The organism is Thermoactinomyces sp. DSM 45892 (genome assembly GCF_900107305.1).
In the GTDB taxonomy this organism is placed as follows: domain Bacteria; phylum Bacillota; class Bacilli; order Thermoactinomycetales; family Thermoactinomycetaceae; genus Baia.
Genome location: NZ_FNPL01000016.1, coordinates 13,002 through 33,698, shown reverse-complemented (window position 1 = coordinate 33,698; position 20,697 = coordinate 13,002). Strand labels below are relative to the sequence as shown.

The window sequence follows — 20,697 nt, the reverse complement described above, 5'->3', positions numbered from 1 at the left end:
GCAATGAAGATTTGGTTGGCTAATCACTATGCTGTTCCCCCTAATATTGCGGGGATTACAAGGCACTATGAGCTAGCGAAAGAGTGGGCCGAAGAGGAGGGAGCAGAGGTGGATCTGTGGATGTCTCGCTTCGTCCACCCGCGCCGTAGCTGGTTAACAGAAGAAGAGAAGCAAGCGATTCCTCCTGTAAAAGGCTTGCGCTTAAACTGGTTGTGGTCGTTTCCGCATAAGGTAAACGATTTCCGCAGAATGATTAACATGGCAAGCTTTGCGGTCGTTTTTTTCTTGCAGGGTTTGTTTAAGAAGCGTCCAGATGTGCTGATCGCTTCCTCTCCGCATCTCTTTTTAGCCTTTTCGGGCTGGATGTTAGCGGCAATCAAGCGTGTTCCGTTTGTGTTTGAGGTCCGTGATCTGTGGCCAGATTCTCTGATCAAGATGGGTGGGCTTACAAATAAACATATTATTCGAATCCTGACTTGGATGGAAAATCATCTGTATCGAAATGCGGATCAGATTATTGTTCTTACCGATCATCAACGTACTTTTATCACAGAACGGGGAATTGATCCAAGCAAGATTGAACTGATTCCTAACGGGGTTGTACTGGGTTCGTGGGAGCCTACGCCGGAGACAAGAGATGAGTTTCGTAAGCGGATGGGAATCCCAGAAGATGAATTTTTAGCGGTTTATACGGGGGCACATGGGCCAGCAAACGCTCTAGAGTATGTAGTGCGCGCAGGACAATACCTAGAACCAGGGACGTCGATTGTACTGATCGGGGATGGGCCTGAAAAAGAGAAGTTGGTCCGCCTTCATGAGGAATTAGGATTAACCAATGTTCATCTACTGGACCCGGTTGCGAAGTCAGAGATCTTTGATTACACGTATGCGGCTGATTGTGGAATTATTTCCTTGGCTGATAACGAAGTGTTTCGCGGTGCGCGCCCGAATAAATTATTTGACTATACTTTCTTAGGGAAACCCATTGTATCGACGGTAGATGGGGAAGTTCGCGAGATTGTGGAGAAGAATGAAGTAGGGATTTTTGCTGGTGCGGAGAATCCGAAAGGGTTAGCGGATGCGATTGGTCAAGTGCGCCAGTATTCGGAGGAGCAAAAAGAACAGATTGCCCTAAACGGCCTCCATTATATCGACCGCGAAGGAGATCGTAAGAAGCTTGCACATGCGTTTTACTTGCGTTTGAAAAAATTGGTATCGAAAGAGAAGTAGTAGTTGCCTGTGTATAGGCCATGGTGGGAGATTCATAGAGAGAAAGGGGAGTTTGGCATATTTATCATCTGTTCTCTCTATCGAATCGACTGGATGGTTTTCTTCTGTTTCTGTTTTGTTAAAGGATTAAAGTGAAAAACGGTATATTATTTGATAGAATAAAAATAGTATGTTGAAAACGGTATGAGACTACCTCTTGGAGGGTGTTTACATGATTAAAGCGCTAAAGAAGTTTTTAGATCCGACGGAACGACAATTGAAAAAGTATTTTCAGCTTGCTAAGCAGGTTGATGCCTTGGAAGAACAAATGATTGCGTTAAGTGATGAAGCATTACAAGCAAAGACGGGAGAATTCCAAAAACGTTATCAGGACGGGGAAACGCTAGATGACCTTTTGATAGAAGCGTTTGCTGTGATGCGTGAAGCGGGGAAACGTGTGCTGGGCATGCGTCACTTTGAGGTGCAATTAATCGGTGGGATGGTAATTCACAACGGCGATATCGCGGAGATGAAGACGGGGGAAGGGAAAACCTTAGTGTCTACTCTACCTGCGTACCTCAATGCGATTTCAGGCAAAGGCGTTCATATCATTACTGTGAACGATTACTTGGCCCAGCGTGACAAAGAGTGGATGGGGCAAGTGTTTGAGTTCCTAGGGTTAACAGTTGGGCTCAATTTGCCATTTATGTCTCCGGAAGAGAAGCGGGAAGCGTATGCCGCTGATATCACATTTGGTACGAATAATGAATTTGGTTTTGACTACCTGCGTGATAACATGGTTACGGATGTGGATAGTTTATCGCAACGCGAACTAAATTTCGCCATTGTCGATGAGGTTGACAGTATTTTAGTTGACGAAGCGCGTACTCCACTCATTATTAGTGGGCAAGCGGCGAAAGCGACTGATCTGTACTATACTGCGGACCAGATTATCAAACGCCTTCGTGATGAAGAAGATTATTCGATCGATATTAAGACGAAGCAAGTGGCATTAACGGATGATGGGGTTAAGAAGGTAGAGTCTTTCTTAGGTGTTGATAATTTATTTGACATGAAGCATATTACCCTAAATCACCATGTGCAACAGGCGTTAAAAGCCCATGTGATTATGAAACGTGACCAAGATTATGTCGTTACCGAAGAGGGCGAAGTGGTGATCGTTGACGAATTCACAGGACGTTTGATGCAGGGTCGTCGTTATAGTGATGGCTTACATCAAGCGATCGAGGCGAAAGAGGGTCTTGAAGTACAGAGAGAGAGCATGACCTTAGCAACGATTACTCTGCAAAACTATTTCCGGATGTACGAAAAGTTGGGTGGCATGACGGGTACGGCGAAGACGGAGGAAGAGGAGTTCCGTAAGATTTATAACATGGACGTTATCCAAATTCCTACCAACCGTCCGATGATCCGTGAAGATAAAAATGATGTACTCTATAAGACAGAAGAGGCAAAATTCCGTGCTGTTGTAGAGGAAATCGCACTCAGTCACCAAACAGGACGACCTGTATTAGTGGGAACGGTATCGATTGAAAACTCAGAGAAGCTTTCCCGTTTACTAAAAAAACGTGGTATCGCTCATCAAGTCCTCAACGCGAAAAACCATGCTCAAGAGGCTGAGATTGTAGCACAGGCAGGTCAGATGGGTGCTGTTACGATTGCGACCAATATGGCGGGCCGTGGTACCGATATCAAGCTGGGCGAAGGTGTGGCTGAATTAGGTGGACTCCATATTATCGGGACAGAACGTCATGAGAGCCGTAGAATTGATAACCAGCTCCGTGGTCGTTCGGGACGACAAGGGGATCCGGGTACCTCTCAATTTTTCCTCTCTTTCTCTGATGACTTAATGCGCCGTTTCGGTTCGGAGCGAATCGAAGGCTTGATGAATCGTCTGGGCATGGATGAAGACCAGCCGATTGAAGGTGGTATGTTTACCCGTGCTGTAGAGAATGCACAGAAAAAGGTGGAAGGAAATAACTTTGATACACGTCGTTGGGTTCTTCAATACGATGATGTGATGAACCAACAACGGGGGATTATCTACGCACAGCGGAAAGAGATATTAACTTCTACCGATCTACACGATGTTGTATTTAACATGATTAAGGCTGATATTGAGCGAGTTGTGAGTATTCATACAGCTGATAGTGATGAGGAAGAATGGGATCTAGATGCTATCGTTGATTATGCGCATAGTAACTTGCTTCCAGATGACACGCTAGATGATGACGATCTTGAACATAAAACGGCAGAAGAAATGATCGACATTCTCTCTGAAGAGGTTGAGAAGTTCTATAAGCAACGTGTGGAAGAAATCGGCCATGATCGTTTCCAAGAGTTTGCAAAGGTGGTTATCTTACGTACAGTAGACCGCAAATGGATGGATCATATTGATGCGATGGAACAATTGCGTCAAGGGATTCACCTTCGCGCCTACGGTCAAGATAACCCGCTTCGTAGCTATCAAATGGAAGGCTTTGCTATGTTTGAGGCTCTCACGGCTGAGATCCAAGAAGAAGTGGCGAAGTATTTGATGAAAACCGTCATCGAAGAAGATGAAGCCATTGAAGTAGAGCCAAACGAAATTGTGGTAAATGCGCAAGCAGTCTCTGGCGACGACACCCAGCGCTCTGAGCAACCCAAAAAGAAACGCCCTGTCCGCAATATGGAAAAAACAGGACGTAATGACCTTTGCCCATGTGGTAGCGGTAAGAAGTATAAACAGTGCTGTATGAAAAAGACACAGTAACTTATAGTGAACAAAGGGGAAGGTAGCCACTGCGCTACCTTTTCTCCATCCTACTGGCATCATGTGTTTTCTTGCTCGTATACGTTATAATGGACATACATGTTGCAAAGAAAGCTACTACTTGAAACCAGTACAGAATGGATTAGGAGCAGTGTATCCCCTTGTAACAAACTAAACGAACCAACCATAAGAGGTGAGAGCTTTGGATTTATCAGAAATCAGACACGAGCTCCAGAATACAGCCAAACGACTGGCGGACATTCGGGGGTCTCTTTGACCTAGATCAAAAAAAAGAACGGCTACAAGAACTAGAAACCCAAATGACAGACGCGGCTTTTTGGAATGACCAGCAGGCTGCACAAAAAGTAATCGATGAGATGAAATCACTGAAGGAACAAGTGGAGCAAATCACATCCCTTGATGAAGCGCTTGAAGAGCAAAACATGATGTTAGAATTAATTGTAGAAGAACAAGATGAAGATTTGTTAGAAGAACAGAAGAAGGCCATTCGGCAACTTGTCAAAGATGTTGATGCCTTTGAACTTCACATGATGCTGAGTGAGCCATATGATCGAAATTCGGCCATCTTAGAACTTCATCCGGGAGCGGGTGGGACAGAGTCTCAGGATTGGGCTGAGATGTTGTTGCGCATGTACACCCGATGGTCCGAACGAAATGGATATAAAGTGGAAACCCTCGATTATTTGCCTGGAGATGAGGCTGGGGTGAAAAGTGTTACCTTACTCATCAAAGGGGTAAACGCATACGGCTATCTAAAAGCAGAAAAAGGGGTCCATCGCTTAGTGCGGATTAGTCCATTCGACTCTTCTGGACGTCGTCATACATCTTTTGCTTCTTGTAACGTTATGCCTGAGGTAGATAATGATATTGAAATCGAGATTCGTACAGAAGATCTCAAGATCGACACCTATCGATCTAGCGGAGCAGGGGGTCAGCATGTAAATACAACGGACTCTGCTGTTCGGATCACTCATGTTCCTACCAATGTGGTGGTAACTTGTCAATCGGAGCGCTCGCAAATTAAGAACCGTGAACGAGCGATGAAGATCCTGAAAGCACGTTTATATGAAAGACAGCTAGAAGAGCAACAAAAAGAGATGAATGCCATAAAAGGGGAGCAAGCAGAGATTGGATGGGGAAGCCAAATTCGTTCGTATGTATTCCACCCCTATAGTATGGTAAAAGATCACCGCACCTCGGTGGAGATGGGGAATGTTCAAGCGGTTATGGACGGAGACATCACCTCTTTTATCGAAGGATATCTTCGTAGCAAAATGAAATAATGTTAACTTGATCGAAGCGGCCAGTTTACAATTGGGTCGCTTTGATTTCATTTCCCCCAGCTAAATGTTACAATATAGGAGGCTTGTAGCAGGTGGCCTAGATAGATGAAAACATTTTCCAATTTTTATATTTTTATGAATGAAACGTTCGTTTTGTATAATCAAGGAGGAGAATATTTCTCTTTCTTGAACTAATGGAAAGACCCCTTGTTTGAAAGCGATGAATGAAGCATGATAGGGAAAGATGGAGAAGGGTGGATTTATATGGTGGAGACATATAAACATTTATTGGTAGAGCAATCAGATGGAACGGTAATGGTCACCTTAAATCGTCCGAAAGTATTAAATGCACTTAACGTAGAGTTGTTAGAGGAATTGGATCAGGTTATCACTTGGATTCAGGAAGAAGAGTCCGTTCGCGCGGTTATTATAACTGGTGCGGGTGGGAAGGCATTTGTAGCAGGTGCGGATATTACAGAGCTGCGTCAGATCGAAACATCGATTGAAGCAGAGCAGAAAGCATTACGGGGGCAAGCTATTTTCCAAAAAATAGAGGACCTAACCAAGCCGGTTATTATGGCAATTAATGGTTTTGCTCTAGGTGGAGGTTGCGAACTTGCTATGTGTGGAGATATGATACTAGCATCAGATCAAGCTTCATTTGGCCAACCTGAGATTAATCTAGGTGTAATTCCCGGTTATGGAGGTACACAACGCCTTGCTCGCGCGATTGGGCGGAATCATGCGAAGTATCTCTGCATGACAGGAGACCGTATTTCTGCGCAAGAAGCTTATCAACTCGGACTTGTACAGAAAGTGGTGCCTGCTGACCAACTAATGGATGAAGCGAAAAGTCTAGCTGACCAGCTATCAAAACAGGCTCCACTAGCACTTCATTTTATAAAGAAAGCCATTCATAATGGTGTGGATGTAGACCTCAAGAGTGGTTTGCGTATGGAGGCCTCCTATTTCGGACTCACTTTCCACTCCCAGGACCGGATGGAAGGGATGGATGCGTTTATCGAAAAACGTCGTCCTCATTTTAAAGGAAATTAATGATCAATGGAGGTTTCGTTATGTCTTTTTTTAGCGGACCAATGCTTTGGATTGGTCTTGGCGTAATCATCATTATTATGATTGCTGGAATTAGTATCATCATCGGGAAAAAGCGTGCCAAGGAATTGGAAGAGCTGAATCAATTCTTTCCAGAAGATGAGCAATACGAAACTTCCAGTATATCAGTAGAAAAAGTGCGTCGGAGCACTCGTAGACGTGAACGAAAACGCCAACAAGCACAGTACTTATCAGAGACAGACCAAGTGGATGAGGATCAGGAAGAATTTGTAAATAAAGAGCATGTAGCATCCTCATTAATTGAACATAAACTAGTAAGGAAAAAAGAAGTAGAAAAAGCAGAATTTGGTCAACCATCGTCATGGAGAAGTCGAAGAGAGCAACATGCGCAGAGCACTCTTCTGGAAGATGACAAGAAAGAAAATGAACAGAATGATCATCATGAAGATGAGTTTTTAACACACACTCAACCATTTGCCCGCCGTCGTTTTGCAAGGAAGGAACCTACTGCCTCCCATTCTGTTGTGAAACCTGAGTCAGAGCTAGAACAGGATCAAGATGTATCGTCTTCTACTCATTCTAAAGCGATTACGAGACGATTGTATAAACAAAACCTACTAGGAGTAGATTCTACTGAGGAAACGGATTCCTCTATGCAGGCTCCGGTGGTAGAAGCGATGGAGACAGTGAAGATGGCTCCGGTCACTCCAGATCGTCGTCAAAGCAAGGAATTTCAAGAGCCTAGTGCTACTCGGGAAAAAGTGAATCCCGAAGGGTTTCAAGATCGAAAAAGGGTTAATAAGAAAAAACGGTTGTACTAATAGAATTTCGTGTTATCTTTTACAAGAAATACTCATTGACAGCATTTTGATTCCTCGATTATGATGGAAGTAACAAATGCCATATATGTACGTTTAAAGGGGAGTAGCTGTTACAACAAAGTCGTCATTACGGGAGAATTCCCCGGCTTTGTTGGCAACGTAATCGTTGTTAGCAAGACCTTTATCCTATTTGGATTTTTCCTTTTAGGGTAAAGGTCTTTTCTTGTGGTTACGTAATTTCGAACAAAAAAGGAGAAGGTTTACATGGATTTATTTACAACAGAGTTTTTAACAGCACTTATATCAATTGTGATCATCGATCTCGTATTAGCAGGGGATAACGCAATTGTCATTGGATTAGCAGCAAGAAACCTTCCAAAAGAGCAACAAAAAACGGTTATATTTTGGGGGACTGTAGGCGCGATTGTCATGAGGGTTATAGCGACATCAGCGGTAGTATGGTTGCTCAAAATCCCGGGTCTATTATTGATCGGTGGTGTTTTATTGTTATGGATTGCATACAAGTTATTAGTGGATGGAAAAGGTCATGAGATTGAAGCTAAGAGAACAGTATTCCAAGCGATTCAAACGATTGTGATCGCAGATACGGTGATGGGATTAGATAACGTATTGGCAGTAGCGGGTGTGGCTCACGGTAATTATCTGTTAGTTATCTTAGGTTTGGTTATTAGTATTCCGATTATTGTATGGGGAAGCACCCTATTTCTTCGCCTAATGGATCGCTTTCCATGGATCTTATATGTGGGATCTGGTGTAGTAGCTTGGACAGCTGGAGGCATGCTTACAGGAGAGAAATTTATGAAACCGTACTTCCCGGAAGGCTCTCTACTTAGCTACGGAGTTCAAGTATTAGCTGTACTCGGTGTTTTGGCTTTAGGATATCTGCAGAATCAGAAGAGTAAAAAAGCATCAGACGGGGTACAAACCTCATAGTAAATGCTTAGTAATAGTGGATTCGATACGTAAGTATTATAGGGGGGATGGGATGAAAAGCAGAACAGCCAAATTAATAGGTCTGTTTTTTGCTTCTGTGGCCATGGTCCCGCTTTCGGGATGTAGTAGTGGAAGCGATGTGGAATTTTGTGAAGACCTAGACTCAGATAAATTTTGTGATGATGATGGGAGTACGTATAATCCTAACTCTTACCTCATTAAGGATGGAAAAAAAGTGGGGTATGTAAAATATGACGATAGCTCTGTTTCATCTAGTTCGGGGGGTTAGGGTGGAACGATAGATTATGAGCAAATATAATCAAACTCGAGAACAAATGTACACGCCTATTCGTGAACAAGGTATATTTAATTGGGACCTCACGCAAGGACAAGAGTATGCATTAGGACAATGTGTGGCTATAACAGAGTCATTTGTCGATGAGATTCGCGTGGCAACTCAGCGCATTGGGGATCTCTACGGACGGCTGACCCGCTTTCTTCAACAAGGTTTTGATCCATTACTCAGTGAACTAGGGATTCCTCGTGAGGCTCTTCCATTTTGTCATACGACTTTACCACTTTCGTTTGTCACTACGATTGGTAGGTTTGATTTTGCATGTACCCCTCAAGGTATTAAGATGATGGAGTTTAATAGCGATACACCAACGAGTGTGGTAGAGGCTTACTATGTGAATGAACAAGTTTGCCGTTTTTTTGGAATGGAGAATCCGAATCACGGCATGGAAGCTCATATTAAAAAAGCTTTTCAGCAAACGGTAACAGCCTATCAGGAATCCGGATATGACATCGATACAAAGGTGTTTACCTCGATTGGCGGTCATGCAGAGGATGAGGGAACAGCTAAGTTCCTCATGAGACACGGTGGGATTGGCGGCCGCTTTATCCCGCTTTCGCAATTAGGAATTTCACTTGATGATCATACGTTATGTTACATGGATGAAGGAAATTGGATTCCTGTTGATGTTTTGTATCGATTACATGCAGGTGAATTTTTTGCGAAAGATCAGACGGAACAGGGCTATCCGATTGGGGAACATATTCTTCAATTAGTAGCGGGAAAGCGATTGGCGATGATTAACCCACCATCTGCCTTTGTAGCTCAGACAAAGGCGATCCAGGCACTTATATGGTCATTACATGAGCAAAATCAATTTTTTACCCCTGAAGAGCATGAAGTGATTGAAACTTATTTTTTACCTACTTATTTAGATAATGAATTTAGCGGTGAAAGACCGTACGTAAAAAAACCGATCCTAGGCCGGGAAGGTGGAGCAGTCACCTTATATTCGGCTGAGGATAAGATTATAGCTAAAGATGGAGAAGGCGAGTATAAGGACCAAATGATGGTTTATCAGGAGTTGGCAGAACTACCTACTATGGATGTAGAGACACTGAAAGGCCCTTATCGTGGGAAGTTGTTATGGGGCTGCTTTTATGTGGGAGGGCAAGCTTCTGCCTTGGTGACTCGCTTGGATCGGGAGATTACAGGTAATTTAGCTTACTATCTTCCATTTGGCTATAAATAAGGAGGCTAATGGTTATGACGCAGTGGGATGCATTTATTAATTTTTTTACTTATTTAGGGATTTCCATCCCTATTTTAGTATTAGGAGTAGTTGTTTTTGCCGTAACAACACCGTACCCAGAATTTCAGATGCTGAAAGAAGCTTCCCAGATGGATGATGCAAGTAAAGTCGCGGCGGGTAAAGCGGCAGCCTATGATTTGAGTGGCAAGATTTTGGGATTGACCATTGTATTAGCTTCAGCAATTTTAAGTGCCCAAAATATAGTTGATTTCATAATCTGGGGTGTGATTGGGGTTGTCTTTCAGGTATTGGTTTTCTATCTTTTTCATCTCATCACTCCTTTCAGCGTGATTAAAGAGATTCCGAAGGGAAATGTTTCGATAGCGATCTTTTCTTCGCGAATCAGTCTCATTAGTAGCTTAATTTTAGCGGCTTCGATCTACTATTAAGGAGAGCTTTCTCGTGCATTATTTGCAATATATATTAGATGATCCTGATAAAAAGTATCCTGTCATTGCCCACTATCCGAGAATCGCCAAAGAGGAGATCCTCCTCCGTTTTGCTTGTGATTACTGGGTGAAGGACCATAAGGTATACGAGCAGACATCGACGGAGATCGACGGGATGATTTATTCAATCTATGTACAACACAATCCGGAGGAACAGGTGGTTGAGAAGGGGATTATATTTGAGCCCAAATGGCAAGGGGTAAAATTGGAATTTCGGCACTTTCACCCCAATTGGACTCAATATCCGATTGTACAAGAACAGAAGCATTCCTCAGCACAAGATGTATTGCTATCTTTGCTAGCAGAATTACATTTGATTCAAGGGCGTTTTTGGCAAAAGCAGTCGACAGAAGTGGATGAAAATCAAAAAAAATATGTGATCTATGTTACCCCTTATGAAGGTTGAGTAGGGATATATGGGTCCATTTTTACAAAGCGATATCCTTGGTCTTTTAGAAGAGGAATCGCTTCTTTTATGCCTTCTGCGGTATCCCCTCTTGGTTGGTTCATATGTAGGAGAATGATGGATCCGGGCTTCGCTTGTAACATCGCATTTTTAACTTGAGCTTGATTAAAGGTGGCGCCTGCATCTCCTGTAATCTGGAATCCAGCGATCTGTTCACCTAATCGTTTAGCTACTTGAATAGCGACATCATCGTAATACGCAGTGCCTGCACGGAAGAATCGGGGTGCTCTTCCAGTCGTTTTTTCAATGAGACGATGATTGACGATTACTTCTTGGATGACTCCTTCCAGGTTCTGGGTTCCCTTAATTCCATAAACAGAACGTCCATTTATAGAAAGCGGACGATGTTCGGAGCCATGATTTTCAATCTCAAATAGTGGATTGTTCGCGAGTTGTTTCGTCAGCTCCGGGTGGGAATGAATCCAACGAGCATTTAAGAAGAGAGTTGCTGGGATTTGATTTTCTTGTAAATATTGAATCAGTTCTGCATCATAGCCATCTCCGTGTTTACCCCCACACGCATCGAAAGTGAGAGCGATTACTTTTTCGTTTGTCGGAAGCTTGGAGATGATGCCGGGCATTTTCTCTCCCCACTGGGTCGGGGTGGCGTTTTGAAACTGGGCTCGGATTGCTTGGATTTGATTTTCATCAGAAGTGGCCTTCTCGTTTTGACTTGTTTCAGCCGTTGCTTTCTTTGGTTCTGATGGCTCTGTGGGACTTGTCGGCTTTGACTGACAAGATGTTATGATTATAGATGAGCAAACAGTGAAGGTCATGACAAGGGTTGCTATTTTTTTAGATTTATTCATCAAACCATCCTTTTTTCTTAAATAGTAGATACATCGTAAAACCTAGAATGGCCATTACACCCAGAACTATAAAATAACCATACTGCCATTTTAGCTCAGGCATGTTATGAAAGTTCATTCCGTAGATTCCAGCAATAAAGGTTAAGGGCATAAAGATGGTTGTAATAACCGTGAGGGTCATCATTACGGTGTTCATACGGTTGGAGTTAACCGAGAGATAGTTATCCCGAATGTCGGATGTGATTTCCCTACTGGCCTCGATCATACCGGCGAGCTTCACTAGATGATCGTGGACATCTTGGTAATGTCTCCGCTCTTCGTCATTATGGTTTTGTTTTTCGGAGTGAATCATACGATCTACTAATTCTCGCATCGGAATAGCAAAGTGGCGGATATGAGATAGTTTTCTTCGTATCACAAATAATTCATCCATTAATGTTTGAATTTGATAGGAACGAGAGGACTTACTTTCTAAGCGATTTAATTGTTCTTCTATATTTTCAAGATGAGGAAAACTAGCGTCTACCATTTTATCGATAATCTTATATAAAATCCATTTTGGATCTTTCGATGGCGCTTCTTGATTAGAAGAGAGGTAGCCCCATATTTCATCCATCTCAACATGAGCTAAGGCATGGTATGTTACCAGCATAGTCGGACTTAAGAAGGCACCTATTTCATGAGATTTTAATGTTTTGTGATAGAGACCATTTATTACATAGAATTGATAGTTATGATAATAGTCTACTTTTGGGCGCTGATTTACATGTAGGCAATCCTCTACGGCTAAAGGATGAAAACCGAATGAGTGTAGGGAATCACGCTCCTCTATAGTAGGTTTTGAGAAGTCAATCCAGTACCATTTTAAATCCCTTCTCACTAAAATCTCATGGATCGGCTCATCTAAAATGAGTCTGTCTTCCTTAGTGAGAACCATCGTTCGGATCAATATTTCTCACCCTTTCTTGTCTGGAAGTGGTAATAATATCTACATTTTTGTCATTGATTCATAAGAAAATGTATGTAAAGATAGATGATAACTTAATGAAGAGAGATAGAAAAAGAGAGAGTGATAGTTGATAGACAAACCAAGTATGGATTAAAGGTTATTCCATATATTGGTAGAATTATTACCTAAATACTAGTTTTAGAGAGGTTCTTGGAGTGTATTTTCTCCATTCGGTACCGTATTTATGTAATCTTGAGCGTCTGATCTATCATGATTTTGAAAAATGTTATCTGAGAAATCAAGTAGATGAATGCTATAATAGGAGTGTTATTGATCAAAAATCCTATTATTTTAGTAGGGATACATACGTGATCATTGTAGAGAAGTGGAATTCAAATAAAGTGATTAATGTAAGAAGGTGACTCTGTGATTGAAATGCATGATGTGTGGAAGGTATATCCAAATGGAATCGAAGCTCTTCGTGGTGTGAATATCACGATTGATACGGGCGAGTTTGTTTATGTGGTGGGTCCGAGTGGAGCGGGTAAGAGTTCTTTTATCAAGTTGATGTATCGGGAAGAAAAGCCTACTTCTGGTGTTGTTTTGATTAACGGAGTAAATGTAAAGCGTGTTCGTGACTGGAAAATTCCTCATTTACGCAGAAAAATCGGAGTTGTATTCCAAGACTATAAGTTATTACCACATATGTCCGCTTATGATAATGTGGCTTTTGCACTGGAAGCGGTTGAAGTTCCAACGAAACAGATTCAGCCTAGGGTAGAGGAAGCGCTTGAGCTTGTCGGTTTATCTGATCGAATGAAGGCTCTCCCTTCTCAACTATCAGGTGGGGAACAACAACGTGTATCGATTGCTAGAGCGATTGTCAACAATCCAGGATTTATTATTGCGGACGAGCCTACTGGTAATTTAGATCCAGAAAACTCATGGGATATCATGTACCTATTGGAAGAGATTAATATGCGTGGAACGACTGTTGTCATGGCTACTCACAACAAGGAAATTGTGAACACGATGCGTCAACGCGTCATTGCGATCGAACAAGGTATAGTGGTTCGTGATGAAATAGGAGGCGAATACGGTTATGAAGATTGACACCATACGTCGCCATTTTCGTGAAGCGTACCGAGGGATTGTAAAGAACTCTTGGATGAGCTTTGCAGCTGTGGGTGCTGTGGCTGTAACGTTGATGATCTTTGGTGTGTTTGTAATCTTTGCGGTTAACTTAGGGAGCATTACCGATGAAGTTGGGGACAACGTATCGATGAATGTGGTCTTAAAGGACGAAGTGACGAAAGAGCAGGCTACTGCGTTAACGACGAAAATCAAAGGATTACCGAATGTAAATGATGCTCGCTTTATCTCAAAAGATGAAGGGGTAGATGAGGTTAAGAAAAACTTAAAAGATGCTGACTTTACACGTGTTCTCCAAAAAGGAGAAAATAACTTCTTGCCTAACCTGATTAAGGTGACACCGAAAAATGTCTCTGTATCAAAGGGTGTAGAGCAAGCTGTGAAAGGCCTTGAGGGAATTGAAAGTGTAAAGAATAGCAACACAGCAAAGGAACTTCTTGATTCTGTTTTGCTGTTTAAAAATATTATTTTGGTATTTGGGGTTGGACTAGCTGTATTAGCGGCCTTTTTGATCTCCAATACGATTAAGCTTACCATTATTGCACGGAGACGCGAAATTGAAGTGCAACGTTTGGTGGGAGCTAGTAACTGGTTTATTCGTTGGCCGTTTTTTATAGAAGGAGGCTTTATCGGATTTGTCGGTTCAGTTCTCCCCATCGGGGTTTTGCTCCTCGTCTATCAAGGTTTTGTAAAGATGATAAGTGGTGGCTCTCAAAATACAAACCTGCTACAAATGGTAGGTTTTGCTGATATGGCGATGTACTTAACGGTTTCGATACTCGGAATTGGGATTTTCATCGGAGTATTTGGTTCGGTCCTATCTATCCGTCGCTTCTTGAAAATCTAAGGGAGGGGAATAGAACATTTTGGACAATAAACGTTTAGTAGCAATAGCTGTTGTTTGTGTTTCTGTCATGAGTGCGTTAAGTAGCCCTGTACTTGCAGAGAAGTCAAAACAAGAGTCCAAAAATGAGCAGACCAAACTAGAAAATGAGAAGAAGACATTAGAAGAAGAGGCACGAAAGCAAGATCAGGAAGTACAGCAATTGGAACAAAAGCTCGGTGAACATTACAAAGAGATGAACGAGCAAGCGTCGCTATTAGCTGGCACGGAGTACAAGTTAGAGCTTCAAGAGAAAAAAGTGAAAAATCTCCTGCGCTCTATGTATACGGAAAACTATCTATACCCACTGACACAACTCTTTGATGCTAACAATGTAAATGATTTCATAGAGCGGTATGATTTTACGATGTTCGTCTTAAATGAGCAACAACGGGCTGTAACAGAGCTCAAAGAGATAAAACAGACGGCTTACGATAAGAAGAAAAAGCTGGCTGATTTAGGTGAGAAGCAGGACCTGGTATTAAAAGAAATGAAGCAAAAGCAAGACGAGCTAGAGAAGAAGATCGCACAACTGGGTAAAGATATCCGTGCGGCGAAAGAGACAGAGGATCAGACGGATCTGAGTGAGCGGGATCGTACGATGATCGCTCCTCATGATAAGGTTGCGAAAGGCTCAGGGCGCTATATATGGCCTGTTAGTGGCGGTGGAATCATTACCGATACGTTTGGGACTCGTGGTGGCAGTCATAAGGGATTAGATATTGCTGCACCTCCTAAAACCCCGATCTTGGCCGCAGATAGCGGGGTGGTCTCGATGGTTTCAAGCGGTGGCGGGTACGGTAACTGTATTATCATCAGTCATGGTGGGGGGATACAAACCCGTTACGCCCATATTTCCTCCGGAACGATTCTCGTGAAGCCAGGGCAAAGAGTTTCCAGGGGCCAACAGATTGCAGGCGTTGGAAATACGGGAAATGTACGAGGAGCACGTGGTGGCTATCACTTACATTTTGAAGTGATGATAAATGGTGTTGCAACAAACCCATCGAAGTATGTATCGAGATAGAATTTAGTGGGTTAAGAAGTTTTGGTATTGGTTTTCGTAGATTCTCCTTTTATCGATATGGGAGGGACATCTCTTTTGAAGAAACGATCATGGGTCGCTTTGTCTTCCGCTTCTGTTCTCGTCGCATCGATTCTACTTACTGTTCAGGTATCTGCTGAGAGTTCTAGTCAGATACAAGAAAAATTTAAAGATGCTCAAGATGAAAAAAATAAGCTTCAATCTCAAATTGATGCGAAGGATACCCAGTTAAAAGAGTTTGAACAAAAGATGGAGCAAATCAAGGAAAAAATTGATGAGATTCAAAATGAAATCAACCCGATTGAGGACAAGCTGAGTCGGGAAACAACTGCGTTAAACAAGATGGAATCCCAGTATGCTGATTTGGTATCTAACATGTATGAAGAAGGGGTTTTTTCACCGCTTGCTATGCTTCTACAATCAAAAGGTTTTGACGATTTTGTCGTGAATCTTGACACGGTTCAATTGATTGCAGACCGTAAGTTTGACTTGGTTAACAAGATAAAAGAGACTCGAAACCAGATCAAGAAGCAAAGAGATGATCTCATTGCTAGGCAAGACCTTCAACAACAGGAAGTAGATAAAGCGAAACAGCTATATCTAGAACTAGTAGAAGCGAAAAAGAAAGATAATAGTGCTTTGATAGAAGCAAATAAAGTCATTGAACAGTATTCAGAAGAAATGATCGATGTAAACAAAGCCCTAATTGCGAGCGGTAAATTAAACTTTTCTTATATAGGTCCGCTAAAAAAACCGATCAATGCGAGTATGACTTCTCCATTTGGATTACGAAAGCATCCGATCTACGGTAGATATATCATGCACCAAGGAATCGATTATCCGAGTCCGACGGGAACGCCGATCTATGCAGCTGCAGACGGCGTTGTCGTTTCAAGTAGAGCATCGGGTGGTTATGGTTGGTTGTTAACGATCTATCACGGCCATAAGGGTGGGGTTCCGATTTACACTCGTTATGCCCATAGTTACCCAAATCAAATTAAAGTAAGAGTGGGAGAACAGGTAACAAAGGGTCAGCAGGTTACCTCAGTCGGTGCAAACGGCCAAGTAACAGGTGCCCATCTTCACTTCGAAGTATATGCGGGTGAAAATCATGCAGTAAATCCAACGGGTTATCTTCAATAATGAAGAACCATTCCCCTTTTCTTCAGAGAGATAGAATAGAAAAGAAACATGAAAGGGAGAGGAGCTAGAATGAAAAAACAGATCATGATTGGTATGTTTTCACTAAGTCTTGTCTTTTCGACGTTTGCTGTCCAGGATATATATGCAACAAAGCCTGATCCTTCTGTAAAGTTAGATAAGATTCAAAAAGAAAAAGATAAGGCAACAAATGAATTGAAGGATGCTTCCAAAGATATGGACGAGAAAAAAAAGAAATTGGAAGCTCTAGAGAAAGATATTGTAAAACTAGATACCGACCTAAATGATTTAAATAAGAGCATTCAATTAGAAGAAAAGAAAATGAATGACTCGAAAGCTTCATTAGAAGGACAGGTTCGTCAGATGTACGAATCAGGCGAATATAGCTTCTTTAAACAACTACTCTCCTCGGTAGATTTTGGTAATTTCTTTGAGAAGCTAGATCAGACTCGTTTTGTACTTGATGCACAAAACGATCAGGTTAAACGCTACCTCTCTTCGAAGAAAAAACTAGAGAGCCAGCAGGCAGAGATGAAAACCAAACTTGAGGCACAAAAACCGTTAGTCGAAGAAGCAAAGAAGAAATATGAAGAGTTGGTCAAGGAACAAGAGAAGTTAAAGAAAGACGTAGAGAAGTTAAAAGAAGATGAACAGATTGCGAAGGAAGAAATCGCAGAGAAGAATAAACAGGTTCAACAAGCCACTCAATTTTATGATGGCCCAGCTGGTTCAGGTCAACTTGGTTGGCCGATGAAAACCCGTAGTGTAAGTTCGGGATTTGGTCCGCGTAGTGGTCGTATGCACGAAGGGATTGACTTTCGCACTCCAATAGGAACGCCGATTTATGCAGCTGATTCAGGAAGAGTGGTATTAGTCAAATCAAATCCGGGTGGATACGGAAACTATGTAGTCATTGCTCACGGAAACAATATATCAACTTTATATGCACATATGAAGCGCTCTGGCATTACGGTAAGCGTGGGTCAAAGTGTACAAAAGGGTCAATTGATCGCTTACTCGGGTAATGAAGGACGTTCATCAGGTCCACATTTACACTTTGAAGTTCATAGAGGCTCTACTCCTGTGAATCCAATAAGTTACTTAAAATAAGAGATGGATTGCTAGGGATATAAAATTTGAACCATCTTGTTATCGGATGAAAATAGTAGATTCACTAACAAGATGGTTCAAACTTTTTACTTTCAGTAGATTAGTCATTTCATTTCATATACCTAAACGTTAGGAGATCCAACATCTATGCGTATGTGGAAGCGTTTATTCGTCGCAATGCTAGTGCTGCAAGTAAGTACCATATCGGCTGTTACGGCTTATGCAGGGCCACCAGCGGACACGAAAAAGAAAGTAGATGACCTTACCAATAAGAAAAGGGAAGAACAGGGCAAGTTAAATGATATAAATGGACAAATCACGCAGCTTGAGTCCGAAATTGCGGGATATCAGAAAAGGATGGATGAACTAGGCCAGACATTTCAAGCCGCTGAGCAGGAGTTAGTGAAAGCCAGAGAGCAAGAAGCTGTGGCTATGAAGAAAGTAGTAACCGCTACGAAAGGCTTATATGAAGAAGGATATTTAGATAGTCCATTGGCGAACTTGTTGCAATCAGATGGGGTTCGTGAGTTCACAGAGCAATTTGACCTATTGAAGTCCGTGATGGGCTTTATGGTTGAGGACTTTCAACATTACAAAAAAGCAACAGATCAAGTGAAGCAAAAGAAAAAAGAGCTTCAGGGGATTCAGGATGAATTAGGGGGAGAAATGAAGAAGATTGGTCTGGCCAAAGATCAATTGCGTGAGAAACAAAAAGTGAGTCAAGATAAGGTCGATGGATATGATCAGGAATTAGAGCACTATGAAGATGAGATCATTGAAATTAATCAAGATTTGTTAAAGAGTGGCAAGTTGAATTTCCCTTTTACAGGTCCTATGAGTTTACCATGTGATGGTTGTACCAAGGTGAATTCTGAATTTGGAGTACGAATCCATCCAGTTACAAAGAAACGGAGTAGACACGATGGATTAGATTTAGATGCCCCTTTTGGAAAGCCAATCAATGCAGTGGCAGACGGAGTGGTAGTAGCTAGTAGACCTTCTAGTGGATATGGCTGGCTTATTGTCGTTTATCATGGACACAAAGATGGAAGAGCGATCTATAGCGCATATGCCCATAGTTTTTCCCAGCAAGTTATCACGAAGCTGATCGGGGACCCTGTTAAGAGAGGAGAGCGTATTTCCTCAGTAGGGAATAACGGTGTGGGGACTGGCCCTCACCTTCATTTTGAAGTAAGAGTAGGGAATGTAAATAAGGAAGGCGCTGTTAATCCACGCTCATGGTTACCGCCTCTCCAGTAAGCTAGAACGACTATTACAGATGAATTGTAGTAGTCGTTTTTTCTAGGAACGGTTAGAAGGGGTAAGGTCTCAAACCTTTTCCTAACTCGAAGACTATTTTGTTTTTTGATAACATATGTTTTATGAGACAAGTTTAGCGGCAACGCAGATGAATGAGGGTGAAGCGAACGTGGAGTTTAGAAAAAAGACAGTCGCACTTTTAATGGCTGGCTCGATGTTAGTAGGTGGGGTTGTTACGTCAGCAGTTATGATGACTCCATGGGGGAAGGAATCGCTTGTTCAGACCAGCGGGAAAAACAGTACCCCATACCAAGCTAAAATGGATGAAGCATATCGTATCATTAAAGAACGGTATGTGCGTGATGTAGCAGATGATAAGTTGATTGATGGTGCTTTGAAAGGAATGGTTCAAGCTCTAGGCGATCCTTACTCCGATTATATGAATCAAACGGAGGCAAAAGAGTTTCTACAAGACTTGGACTCTTCTTTTTCCGGAATAGGTGCAGAGGTTACGATTAAAAATGGTCGGTTAACAGTCGTGTCACCTATTAAGGGATCTCCTGCCGAGCGTGCGGGTATTCGCCCGGATGATCAGATTCTACGTGTAAATGAGACCAGTATGGAAGGCTTAAGTGTGAAAGAGGCTGTTTCGAAAATACGAGGCCCGAAAGGATCGAAGGTAGCTATCGAAATTCTTCGTCCAGGTGTCTCAACTGTTCAAAAAATAAATGTGGTACGTGATGAGATTCCTTTGATCACTGTACACGGGAAAATGTTACCCGACCAAGTTGGATATGTTCAAGTTACACAGTTCTCGAAAGATACAGCAGACGAGTTTTTAAAGAGTATAGCGAGCTTGGAGAAAGAGGGTATGAAAGGGCTTATAATCGATGTACGTCAAAACCCAGGTGGATTACTTCCTGCTGTTCAGCAGATGGCAGAACAACTCGTTCCTGGTAAAAAAGCGATCTTGCAAGTAGAAGCAAAAGATGGATCGAAAAAGAAATTTACGTCCAAAGTATCAGAAGGAAAGCCATACCCTATTGCCATGTTGATCAATAAGGGGAGCGCAAGTGCTTCTGAGATTTTAGCAGGTGCCTTAAAAGAGAGTGCAGGGGTTCCGTTAATCGGGGAAACGACTTTTGGCAAAGGTACTGTACAGACAGCAATCGATTTAGAAGATGCTAGCAATCTGAAAATCACAGTTGCGAAATGGCTTACACCAAATGGAAACTGGGTGGACCAGCACGGAGGAACAAAAGGAATTAAGCCAGATATCGAAGTAAAACCTCCTGCATACACAGCGGCAGGTCCGATTAATGCGGAGACACCATGGAAAAAGGATTCCAATGATCTTCAAGTGAAAAATGCTCAATTGATGCTGGATGCCCTCGGCTTTGCGCCTGGAAGGGTAGATGGTTACTTTGATAGTAAAACTGAGACCTCAGTCACAGCATTCCAAAAGGCGAATAGTTTATCTGCTTCGGGTGTGGTTGATAAAAATACGGCAGAGAAGCTGCTGAGTAAGTTTCGTGAGCATTTACAAGATCCAAAGCAAGATGCTCAGCTACAAGTTGCCGTTCAAACAGTAAAAAAGAATATGAAGTGATGTCATAAAAAGGATTTTCTGGAAATCTCGTCGAAATTACCCCCTTAGCTATATTTTTTGGG

19 protein-coding genes are annotated in these 20,697 nt (G+C 42.2%); 17 read left to right on the top strand and 2 right to left on the bottom strand.

The genetic code is table 11. The features are described 5' to 3' along the window. The first annotated feature begins 3 nt into the window (after positions 1 to 3). The 10 genes from BLU58_RS13010 (at position 4) to BLU58_RS12965 (ending at position 10,597) form a co-directional block, all read left to right on the top strand. Positions 4 to 1,230 carry a glycosyltransferase family 4 protein gene (locus tag BLU58_RS13010; protein WP_093292764.1) on the top strand — a complete coding sequence of 409 codons (1,227 nt, stop codon included), beginning with the start codon at positions 4 to 6 and terminating at the stop codon, positions 1,228 to 1,230. 211 nt (positions 1,231 to 1,441) lie between these two features. Further along, a complete protein-coding gene (gene secA / locus BLU58_RS13005; protein ID WP_093292762.1) occupies positions 1,442 to 3,982 on the top strand; it encodes a preprotein translocase subunit SecA in 2,541 nt (846 codons plus the stop codon). A 202-nt stretch (positions 3,983 to 4,184) separates the two neighbouring features. Further along, positions 4,185 to 5,286 (top strand): peptide chain release factor 2 gene (gene prfB, locus BLU58_RS13000; protein WP_143123788.1). Its coding sequence is split into 2 segments (ribosomal slippage): positions 4,185 to 4,256 and positions 4,258 to 5,286, totalling 1,101 coding nucleotides; the frame shifts between segments, so codons are not numbered across the junction. Between the two features lie 264 nt (positions 5,287 to 5,550). Further along, positions 5,551 to 6,342, top strand: a complete 792-nt coding sequence (locus tag BLU58_RS12995; RefSeq protein ID WP_176786671.1) for an enoyl-CoA hydratase/isomerase family protein — start codon at positions 5,551 to 5,553, stop codon at positions 6,340 to 6,342. A gap of 20 nt (positions 6,343 to 6,362) precedes the next feature. Continuing rightward, positions 6,363 to 7,181 carry a hypothetical protein gene (locus tag BLU58_RS12990; RefSeq protein WP_093292758.1) on the top strand — a complete coding sequence of 273 codons (819 nt, stop codon included), beginning with the start codon at positions 6,363 to 6,365 and terminating at the stop codon, positions 7,179 to 7,181. A gap of 264 nt (positions 7,182 to 7,445) precedes the next feature. Next, the gene (locus tag BLU58_RS12985) at positions 7,446 to 8,135 is read left to right on the top strand and encodes a TerC family protein (protein ID WP_093292756.1); all 690 of its coding nucleotides are present in this window, start codon (positions 7,446 to 7,448) and stop codon (positions 8,133 to 8,135) included. A gap of 52 nt (positions 8,136 to 8,187) precedes the next feature. Next, on the top strand, positions 8,188 to 8,424 hold the full coding sequence (locus BLU58_RS12980; RefSeq protein ID WP_093292754.1) for a hypothetical protein: 237 nt from the start codon (positions 8,188 to 8,190) through the stop codon (positions 8,422 to 8,424). A 16-nt stretch (positions 8,425 to 8,440) separates the two neighbouring features. Then, positions 8,441 to 9,682 (top strand): glutathionylspermidine synthase family protein, encoded by a 1,242-nt coding sequence (locus BLU58_RS12975; RefSeq protein ID WP_093292752.1) that lies wholly within the window; start codon positions 8,441 to 8,443, stop codon positions 9,680 to 9,682. Positions 9,683 to 9,696: 14 nt separating this feature from the next. Further along, on the top strand, positions 9,697 to 10,131 hold the full coding sequence (locus BLU58_RS12970) for a DUF350 domain-containing protein (RefSeq protein ID WP_093292750.1): 435 nt from the start codon (positions 9,697 to 9,699) through the stop codon (positions 10,129 to 10,131). Positions 10,132 to 10,144: 13 nt separating this feature from the next. Beyond that, a complete protein-coding gene (locus tag BLU58_RS12965; protein WP_093292748.1) occupies positions 10,145 to 10,597 on the top strand; it encodes a hypothetical protein in 453 nt (150 codons plus the stop codon). On the opposite strand, the gene BLU58_RS12960 is transcribed toward BLU58_RS12965, so the two are convergent. Then, positions 10,585 to 11,466 (bottom strand): polysaccharide deacetylase family protein, encoded by an 882-nt coding sequence (locus BLU58_RS12960; protein ID WP_093292746.1) that lies wholly within the window; start codon positions 11,464 to 11,466, stop codon positions 10,585 to 10,587. The genes BLU58_RS12965 and BLU58_RS12960 overlap by 13 nt on opposite strands. Next, positions 11,459 to 12,415 carry a magnesium/cobalt transporter CorA gene (gene corA, locus BLU58_RS12955; RefSeq protein WP_093292744.1) on the bottom strand — a complete coding sequence of 319 codons (957 nt, stop codon included), beginning with the start codon at positions 12,413 to 12,415 and terminating at the stop codon, positions 11,459 to 11,461. Before corA ends, BLU58_RS12960 begins: the two co-directional genes overlap by 8 nt. A gap of 426 nt (positions 12,416 to 12,841) precedes the next feature. Here corA and ftsE point away from each other — a divergent pair, with 426 nt between their 5' ends. From ftsE to BLU58_RS12915, 7 genes are all read left to right on the top strand, one after another. Further along, positions 12,842 to 13,528, top strand: a complete 687-nt coding sequence (gene ftsE, locus BLU58_RS12945) for a cell division ATP-binding protein FtsE (RefSeq protein ID WP_093292740.1) — start codon at positions 12,842 to 12,844, stop codon at positions 13,526 to 13,528. Continuing rightward, positions 13,518 to 14,414, top strand: coding sequence for a permease-like cell division protein FtsX (ftsX, locus tag BLU58_RS12940; RefSeq protein WP_093292738.1), 897 nt, complete (start codon positions 13,518 to 13,520; stop codon positions 14,412 to 14,414). The genes ftsE and ftsX overlap by 11 nt, the downstream gene beginning before the upstream one ends. A gap of 19 nt (positions 14,415 to 14,433) precedes the next feature. Further along, positions 14,434 to 15,477, top strand: a complete 1,044-nt coding sequence (locus BLU58_RS12935; protein ID WP_093292736.1) for a murein hydrolase activator EnvC family protein — start codon at positions 14,434 to 14,436, stop codon at positions 15,475 to 15,477. Positions 15,478 to 15,552: 75 nt separating this feature from the next. Further along, positions 15,553 to 16,638, top strand: coding sequence for a murein hydrolase activator EnvC family protein (locus BLU58_RS12930; protein ID WP_176786670.1), 1,086 nt, complete (start codon positions 15,553 to 15,555; stop codon positions 16,636 to 16,638). A gap of 69 nt (positions 16,639 to 16,707) precedes the next feature. Continuing rightward, positions 16,708 to 17,766 carry a murein hydrolase activator EnvC family protein gene (locus tag BLU58_RS12925; protein WP_176786669.1) on the top strand — a complete coding sequence of 353 codons (1,059 nt, stop codon included), beginning with the start codon at positions 16,708 to 16,710 and terminating at the stop codon, positions 17,764 to 17,766. A gap of 147 nt (positions 17,767 to 17,913) precedes the next feature. Next, entirely contained in the window at positions 17,914 to 19,026 is a 1,113-nt protein-coding gene (locus tag BLU58_RS12920; protein WP_093292730.1) for a M23 family metallopeptidase, read from the top strand. Positions 19,027 to 19,195: 169 nt separating this feature from the next. Then, a complete protein-coding gene (locus BLU58_RS12915; protein WP_255404714.1) occupies positions 19,196 to 20,635 on the top strand; it encodes a S41 family peptidase in 1,440 nt (479 codons plus the stop codon). Positions 20,636 to 20,697: the final 62 nt, after the last annotated feature.